The following is a 7460-nucleotide window of genomic DNA, read 5'->3' on the forward strand; positions in this document are numbered from 1 at the left end:
TAGCAATGTAGAAGCTGCCGTCATCGGCCACGGGGAGGTGGAGGGCCCCTTCACCGAGATCAACAACCTCGACATCGAACGGGATCCCCGCTTTCCCATTCGGGTCACTATCCAGTTCTACAAAGCCACCGACAACGGCGTGGTCTCCGCCGAGGATATGGCCCAAATTCACCGCCAGATTGACCGCGTCTATCGAGAGGCCGACTATGTGGGCAGCCTGGTAATCCAGCCAGATACGGGCCGCCCGACCGAGTACGACCGCGACGCCGAAACCGAGCGCCCCTTTCCCTTTCCTTGGTTTCCTTGGTGGCTGCGACGCTAGCCTGTTGCCGCTGGTTTTGGCGGGGGCAAGCGGCAAAATCTTTCCGCGCCGGGGTTTCTCTACTACACTGACAACTGACCTGGTGCCAAGCGAAACGAGCCTTCGGGCCGCGGCGCTCGGCAGTTGCGGCCCTTGCACAGACAACAAACCCAATCTCGATCTTGTTTGAGACCGAGAAGCAAATCCATAGACAACTTTCGCTCAAGTCGGCGAAGAATTTCCCCGGCAACCTTATGGCTGACGCAGTTCCAGTTCGTCGCTACGACCTGTTTGTGCAAGCCTCGCGGCTGCTGCAGCGCTATCGGCAGTTGACGCCGGAACTGCGTCCGGTGGGAGTGGAGGTGGCGCTGGCCATCCAGTACCATCGCGCCCAGGCCGGCTCGGGATCCCTTCTGCCGGCGGTGGGCTCCCCCCATGGCCTGCCTCTGCAGCAGGTGGCCCAGCGCATTTGCGATCCCTTCTACAGCAAAGTCCACCCCCTGCTGCCCACCCTGCCGGAGACGGGGGAGCCCTTGGTGTGGCCCTTGTTCAACCAAGGGGAAAATGGCCTTGTCCAGCCCCTGGCGCCAAGCAAAGTGGGCGGCAAACTAGCAGAACGGCGCTGGCTCAAAGCTTGTAACAGCCAGGAGGGCATTGGTTGTCATGCCCTGGCAGCCCATCTGTGGCAGGACGAGCGTTTTCTGGCCGAAGACCGGGATCTGTGTCCCTTTCGCCTCTACGACGGGCGCTACCCCTTGAGCGTGGATCAAGGGCGGCAAACCTGCGGCTTCGACGATCACCCTTGTGGCTGGCAACCGGGGCATCCCAAAATGCTGCAGGTGGTGGGCAAGGGCAAGCAAGCGGAGATTTTGCTCCCCCACTGGACCGAGGACATGTGGGCCATGCTCATCCCGCCCCATCGCCCCCTGCCCATCTATCCTCTGCTGGTGATGCTCTACTTTGGCCAGGAGACTCTGCAGAAGGGGCGGAGCAGCCTTTCGGTGGAGCAGTTTCGTCTGGATTTTCAGTTCAGCCACTCTCAACTCAAGCTGTTGTTCGACACCCACCCTGAGCACCCTCTCAATCGCCATCTGCTCGCTTTGGCAGCGCAACCAGAGGTGGAGTGGGGATCCGCCGAGCTGTTGCCCCAGATGCCGCCCCTTCTCCATCAACCTGCCGGGGGTAAGGTGGTCTTGGATCCGGATGAGCCACCCCAGTTTCGCAGCAGTGGGATCCCTTCCTGTGCGGGGACAGACCCGCTGATGGCAGAGCGTCGCCGTCGGCGTCAGTTGGAGCGCAGCGAGCGCCACAACGAGATCTTGCACCACTTTCGCCGCTGGTTCCGCCTGGCCGGCCTGGAGGTGCGGGAAGACCAGCACACGTTTGACTTCCTGGCGGTGGCAGATGGAAACCTGCTTTTGGCCGAGGTGAAATTGCTACACCACAAAGATGCGGCAGAGGCGCTGCAGGAGGTGGTGGGGCAATTATTCTATTACGAGCGCTTTGCCCTCACCCCCTGGATCGAACAGGGCTTCTCCGTCCAGAAGGCGGCCGTTTTCGATGGCCCGCCCCCGGATCCCTACATTCGATTTCTGGAAGACCTGGGCATTGCCACCTACTGGATCAACGAACAGCAGATGATCGACGGGCCGGAAAGCTCGCTGCGTCTGCTGCGCCAGATGGAAGTGCGGGTACGGCCGGATCCTGAGTTGGGAGATTAGCCTTTTTTTCGGCTCTAGCCTGACGGTCATTAGAGTCGTTTCAAGTAGCAATTCAAATAGCAATGAAATGTTTCTCTACGTCGTTATTTGGTACGCAACGCTGTCGCAAACGTGCCGGCAGCGCGGAGTGCGATCCCTAACTCCCCTCTCCCTTTGGGAGAGGGGCCGGGGGTGAGGAACAACAGCAGGGATCAAGGGCTTGGGGAGGAGATCCCAACCTGAGCGCAAACCTGGCCCTGCCGATCGAACAGGGTTACCTGCACCGGCAGGGATCGAGCAGCATACTTTTGCACATAGGCTGTTGCCCGCTGGCGGATTTGCCGAGTCAACTCCTGCAGCACCGGCTCTGCCCAGCCCAGCTCCTTCAGATACTGCACCGCTGCCTCCACCGTCCTTAGCTCTAGCACCCGCCGCGCCTGTTCGGCTGTTCCCCCGCAGCGGATGAGGGCTGCCACCAAGATTTCCAGGCGGGCATCGGCCACATGGCTGGAAGTGGTGAAGATGCCCCCTGCCAGCTTGATCAGCTTGCCGTGGTAGCCGATCAAATGAACCGACTCCGCCCCCCGCAACCCTGCTTCCACCAGCAGCGGCCCGATCCAATTGGCCACCAGTAGAATCTCTTCCGCCGGGATCCCTTGTCGCAGCGCCACCTGCTGCCCATGGCTGCCCACGCAAAAGGCCAGATGCCTGTGCTTTTCCAACTTCTGCTGCAATTCGCAGCGGGCCCGCTCCAGGCTCTCGGCACCGGCAGAAGGCTCCACCTCCGCCCGCGTTCCCAAGAGAGCCAGTCCTTCCAGCACCCCAAACGCCGCATTAGAAGTCCGCTCCGCCAAGAGTTTTCCCTCCGGCAAGATGATGCGCACCCGCAGCCGATAACCCTCTGGGATCCCAGACAAAAGGTTGATCTCAAACAGGCGCCGGGCGTAGGCATAGATGGCCGGGCTGCCGTCAGCGTGTCGTCCTAGCCCCTCCCCCGCTTCCAGGAGCAAAGGGAGAGCGGTGGGATCCCGTTCCTCCAAACTCACCCAGGCCCAGACCGGTGTGTTGCGGGTGAGATCCAGGTGAGGGCCGGGATCCGAGCGGGTAATGGCCAGAGCCGTGTTCTCCGACAAAGCCGCCACCTGCTCCACCGGGATCCTGACCCAGCCGGCAGCAGATCCCGTCTCAGGCTCCACCTGCACCGCAATGACAGGATGAGCGCCGTTCTGCTCCAAAGCGATCCCGATGAGACGGTGGAAAGCAGCCTTAGCAGCAGCCACCGCAAACACGGGCAAGGTATAGCCCTGTTGGGGAGAGGGGAGAACCGCATCCTGCATTTTTTGCCTGGAAATAGAGAGGAACCTGCTCTGGAAAAAACTTTGGAGAGAGCCTGTCTCAATTGTGGCCAACGCCAACCCGCAGGACTGGCTTGCTAGGGTAAACTCCTGAAGCCGACGTTTAGTTCTCCAACTGCGTAATCGTTAAATGATCTGGGGGAAGAAGGGGAGGAGCGAGAACTTATCTCTTTCAATAAAAGTAAAGAGTCAGAACCGGGGCAGCTATGAGCGAAGCAGTGCAGCACTATTTTGAGCGTCTGGAGTTGCAAATTCAGGAGCTGAAAGCTGCCATCGAGCGGATGCCGGAGCAGGTGGCGGCTGCTCTTCTGGCAAAGCAGGAGGCTAAAAAAAATGTCCCCGCCCCCTCCCGTTACAGCGTTCTCACCTCAGACTTGGTGGAAGATGGGAGCCACAACTTTTTGCTGGATGATGAACCCACTGGGGTAAGCAGCCGCAGCATGGGACACGAGCTTGCCCCAGAAGCCCAAATCCAGCGCCTGAGCGCCCAGCTAACCGCTGCCTACAACCGCATTGCCGCCCTAGAAGAACAGCTCTTGGCGCAGCGCCTGCGGCAATGACCTAGCGAGGCTGCGGTGAAGGGGTGGCAAGTATGCTGTTTTTGCGCTGCACATCTTGCATCTGGAAGCCGTGCTTGCGCAGCTCCTGATCCAACAGCAGCTCGTTCTCCACGTGATCCACAAACAGCACACCGTTGAGGTGATCGATTTCGTGTTGGATAACCCGCGCCAGCAGGTCGTCGGCTTGGAGGGTGCGGGGCCGCCCGGTTTCGTCCTTAAATGAAACCACCACCCCCTGCGCACGCATGACCTCGCAGAAGACGCCCGGAATGCTAAGGCAGCCTTCCTGGCCAGCTACTACTTCGCCCAGGTACTCGCGGATCTCCGGGTTGATCAGCACCAGCGGTGGCACCTCTGGCTTATCGGGATAGAGATCCACCACAATCAAGCGCTTAGGAATGCCCACCTGAGGAGCTGCCAGGCCGATGCCATCGGCACTGTACATAGTCTGCAGCATGTCTCGCGCCAACTGGCGGATCTCGTCGTTGACCTGGCTGACGCGCTTAGCCGGCTGCCGCAGCACCTTGTCACCCATCCGATGGATGCGCAGAGGCGGGTTTTTCAGTTTAGCTTTGGGGACAGAAAGGGTGGCCACCATCCGGCAGGTCTCTCAGAATAAACAGCAGAAGACGTCCAGTCTAGACCTCCATTCTACATTCAGGTTCGTTTGCCATGACTACGACTCGGAGCTGCCGTCCTCAGCCTCTGGGGATCCTTGTTGGTCAATGGCTTGTTTGAAGCCCAGAGCCACCAGAATGTTGGAGAGGGTGAGAAAAGCCTCTGCCGCCCCATGCAAGGGATCCACATTGGCTAGGGAAGTGCCGTAATGGAGTTGGGCATACAACCCTGCCGGGATGCTAACGGCCACAAACAGTAGCAGCAGCCAAAACCCAATCAGGGCCAGGCGCGGGATCCGGCGCAGCCGCGACAGGAAAAACAAGAAGACCAAATAGGGGAAGAGAGAGAGGGCAAACAAACTGTCCATTGCCTAGCTTGGATCCCTCCTCCCAAGGGACTTTTCCGCCTGCTCCGCCCGCCAAATGCGGTAGACGGCCCAGGCTAGAGTGCAATTGCCCAGAAGCGTCAAGCTCGCCTGGACAGTGACCACCCAGTTGAGAGCGGGATCGTTGTCAAACCAGTGCCAGGTAATGGCACACATTGCCCCCAGTAGGGCAGGCAACATCGCCCAGCTCAAGCCGCGCCACTCTGGCCGGCCTATTCGCTCCCCAAACTGCCACACGCAAACAATGGCCGCCAGCCATTCCAAGACGCTGGCAATATGAATCCACCAGGTGGGAAGCGAAAGGACATGCATTAGACGCTGAGGGAATGACGCAGCAACTGGCGGTAGGTGGCCTCCTGTAACAGCATTTGCTTGTGCAGTTTGACCAGGATGTCCTTGGCCTGCTCAGGGCTCATGCGAGCTACCAGCGTCTCGAAAGCCCGCTGGCGAAATTCTTGCTCCAGAGAGAGACCTAGCGTTTCATCCATTATCGTCACCTTGAGACTCTTAGGGTAGGAGGGAGTCTCGCGCTAGGATATCCCAGCGCTGCTCCCGACAAGCACTGCAAGCAGGACAATACATATCTTAATAACCTAGTTTAACAAGTTGCAACAAAATGGCAAGTGCCTCCGGATCCTGGTCCGGCCAGGGCTGGAGGGGAAACTCAACAAAGGAGCGGGAAAAGTACACTCCCGCAAAGTTTGATAAAAGCACATTTTGGATAGGGAAGTGCGAAGATTTTTGAGCGGCGATCCCTTTACATCCTGTCATGTTGGGCGATTAGGCGGGGCCTCATGATAAAAGTGAAGTACCTTGAGCCTTGGTTGCCGCTCTTTCCGATTTGCGCCTTGCTTTGCTTGAATTGCCATGACCATTTTTGTGGGAAACCTAAACTATAAAGCCTCAACGGAAGAGCTAGCGGCTTTCTTCCAGCAGAGGTGGAACGTTAAGTCAGTTACAATTCCGATAGACCGAGAAACCGGCCAGACACGGGGCTTCGCGTTCGTGGATTTGGCCACGGAGGCCGAGGAAGAGGAGGCCATCGACGTCGCCAACGGCCAGGAATTTATGGGCCGACCTTTGCGTTTGGATCGAGCCAGGCCGCGCCGACAGGCTTAGCTTCAGCGGGAATTCCTCATCTGACTCCGAGGGAGGTGCCAATCCAAAAGTTGGCAACGCAGGCAATGGCGGGCAGGAGTGAGGGCAACGGCTGGAAGGGCTTTAAGGCTGTTTGAGATGGTAAAGCTGCTGCATCTTTCCGATATTCATTTGGGCAGTGGCTTGGCCTACGGCTCCATCAACCCGGCTACGGGGCTGAACACGCGTTTGGAGGATTTTGTCACTTCTTTGCGCCTGTGCATTGATCGTGCCCTCGATCGGGCTGTGGATCTGGTGCTGTTTGGGGGCGATGCCTTTCCCGATGCGACGCCGCCGCCTCTGCACCAAGAGCTCTTTGCCCAACAATTTCGCCGCCTGGCCGATGCCGGGATCCCGACCGTTCTGCTGGTGGGCAACCACGACCAGTACGGGCAGGGGCAAGAAGGCAACAGCTTGGCCATCTACCGCGCTCTGGGAGTGGCAGGATTTGTTGTGGGGGATCGGCTGCAGACCCATTGGATTGAAACTCGCAGCGGCCCGGTGCAGGTGACCACCTTGCCTTGGCTGAACCGCTCCACCCTGCTTGCCCGCCAGGAGAGCCTGGATCTCAATGCCGAAGTGTTCACTCATCAGCTCCTTCAGCGCCTAAATCTGGCTCTGGAAGGGGAGATCCGCACTTTGCAGCCAGGGATCCCGGCAATTTTGTTGGCCCATGTGATGGTGGAGACGGCCCGCTACGGGGCAGAGCGGCATCTTTCGGTGGGCAAGGGACTGACGGTGCCCCTCTCGCTGCTGGCGCGGCCCGCCTACCAATACGTGGCTTTGGGTCATGTGCATCGTCACCAGGTGTTGTGTCGGCAGCCGTTGGTGATCTATCCCGGCAGCATTGAGCGAGTAGACTTTGGGGAGGAAAAAGAGGAAAAGGGTTGTGTGTTGGCAGAGGTTACGGCCACAGGGGCCAGCTACGAATTTTTGCCCTTACCCACCCGCACCTTTCACACCATCCGCCTCGATCTCACCCCCTATCCCCCCCAGCAGGTGCAGGCCAAACTGCTGGAGGCCATTGCCAAGGCGCCGGTGGCCGGCTCTATTCTGCGCCTGATCTACCGCCTCCGTCCCGACCAGCTCGATTGCGTTGACGAGCGGGCTCTGCACCAGGCCCTCGCCCCTGCCTTCAGCTACACCCTCGTCCCAGACGTGGTCAGCCCCAGCCGTATTCGCCTGCCGGGCCTGGATCCCAGCCGGCTGGAACCTTTGACTGCTCTGGAGCAGTATCTAGCCGACCGCGCCGATCTGGCCCCCTTGCGCAACGAGTTGCTGGCGGCTGCCCGTCAGTTGCTGGCGGAAGCAGCAGATCCCTTGTCGGAGGGGAGTGCCAACGGGGAGGAGGCGGATCCTGCAAGCCTTGCTGAAGGGGAAGAGCAGCAATTGCCCTTGTTTTAA

9 protein-coding genes and 1 pseudogene are annotated in these 7460 nt (G+C 59.3%); 5 read left to right on the forward strand and 5 right to left on the reverse strand.

What is annotated here, in order from left to right:
- Both NW852_RS08915 and NW852_RS08920 read left to right on the forward strand, forming a co-directional pair.
- A pseudogene (locus NW852_RS08915) lies at positions 1-322 on the forward strand (hypothetical protein); the annotation flags it as partial.
- A 233-nt stretch (positions 323-555) separates the two neighbouring features.
- Complete coding sequence (locus tag NW852_RS08920; protein ID WP_414363736.1) at positions 556-2022, forward strand: hypothetical protein; 1467 nt, start codon at positions 556-558, stop codon at positions 2020-2022.
- Positions 2023-2213: 191 nt separating this feature from the next.
- Here NW852_RS08920 and cbiD read toward each other — a convergent pair whose 3' ends face one another.
- Positions 2214-3338, reverse strand: a complete 1125-nt coding sequence (gene cbiD, locus NW852_RS08925; protein WP_414426662.1) for a cobalt-precorrin-5B (C(1))-methyltransferase CbiD — start codon at positions 3336-3338, stop codon at positions 2214-2216.
- 224 nt (positions 3339-3562) lie between these two features.
- Here cbiD and NW852_RS08930 point away from each other — a divergent pair, with 224 nt between their 5' ends.
- Entirely contained in the window at positions 3563-3916 is a 354-nt protein-coding gene (locus NW852_RS08930) for a hypothetical protein (RefSeq protein ID WP_414363732.1), read from the forward strand.
- Position 3917: 1 nt separating this feature from the next.
- On the opposite strand, the gene def is transcribed toward NW852_RS08930, so the two are convergent.
- From def to NW852_RS08950, 4 genes are all read right to left on the reverse strand, one after another.
- Positions 3918-4514 (reverse strand): peptide deformylase, encoded by a 597-nt coding sequence (gene def / locus NW852_RS08935; RefSeq protein ID WP_414363731.1) that lies wholly within the window; start codon positions 4512-4514, stop codon positions 3918-3920.
- 78 nt (positions 4515-4592) lie between these two features.
- Positions 4593-4901, reverse strand: a complete 309-nt coding sequence (locus NW852_RS08940; RefSeq protein WP_414363729.1) for a DUF3593 domain-containing protein — start codon at positions 4899-4901, stop codon at positions 4593-4595.
- Positions 4902-4904: 3 nt separating this feature from the next.
- Complete coding sequence (locus NW852_RS08945; protein WP_414370529.1) at positions 4905-5231, reverse strand: DUF2499 domain-containing protein; 327 nt, start codon at positions 5229-5231, stop codon at positions 4905-4907.
- The gene (locus tag NW852_RS08950; protein WP_414363725.1) at positions 5231-5407 is read right to left on the reverse strand and encodes an NblA/ycf18 family protein; all 177 of its coding nucleotides are present in this window, start codon (positions 5405-5407) and stop codon (positions 5231-5233) included. The genes NW852_RS08945 and NW852_RS08950 overlap by 1 nt, the downstream gene beginning before the upstream one ends.
- Before the next feature lie 379 nt (positions 5408-5786).
- Here NW852_RS08950 and NW852_RS08955 point away from each other — a divergent pair, with 379 nt between their 5' ends.
- A complete protein-coding gene (locus NW852_RS08955) occupies positions 5787-6038 on the forward strand; it encodes an RNA recognition motif domain-containing protein (RefSeq protein ID WP_011429047.1) in 252 nt (83 codons plus the stop codon).
- A 117-nt stretch (positions 6039-6155) separates the two neighbouring features.
- Entirely contained in the window at positions 6156-7460 is a 1305-nt protein-coding gene (locus NW852_RS08960; protein ID WP_414370530.1) for a metallophosphoesterase family protein, read from the forward strand.

It is taken from the genome of Synechococcus sp. H60.1, assembly GCF_047462335.1.
Taxonomy (GTDB): Bacteria; Cyanobacteriota; Cyanobacteriia; order Thermostichales; family Thermostichaceae; genus Thermostichus.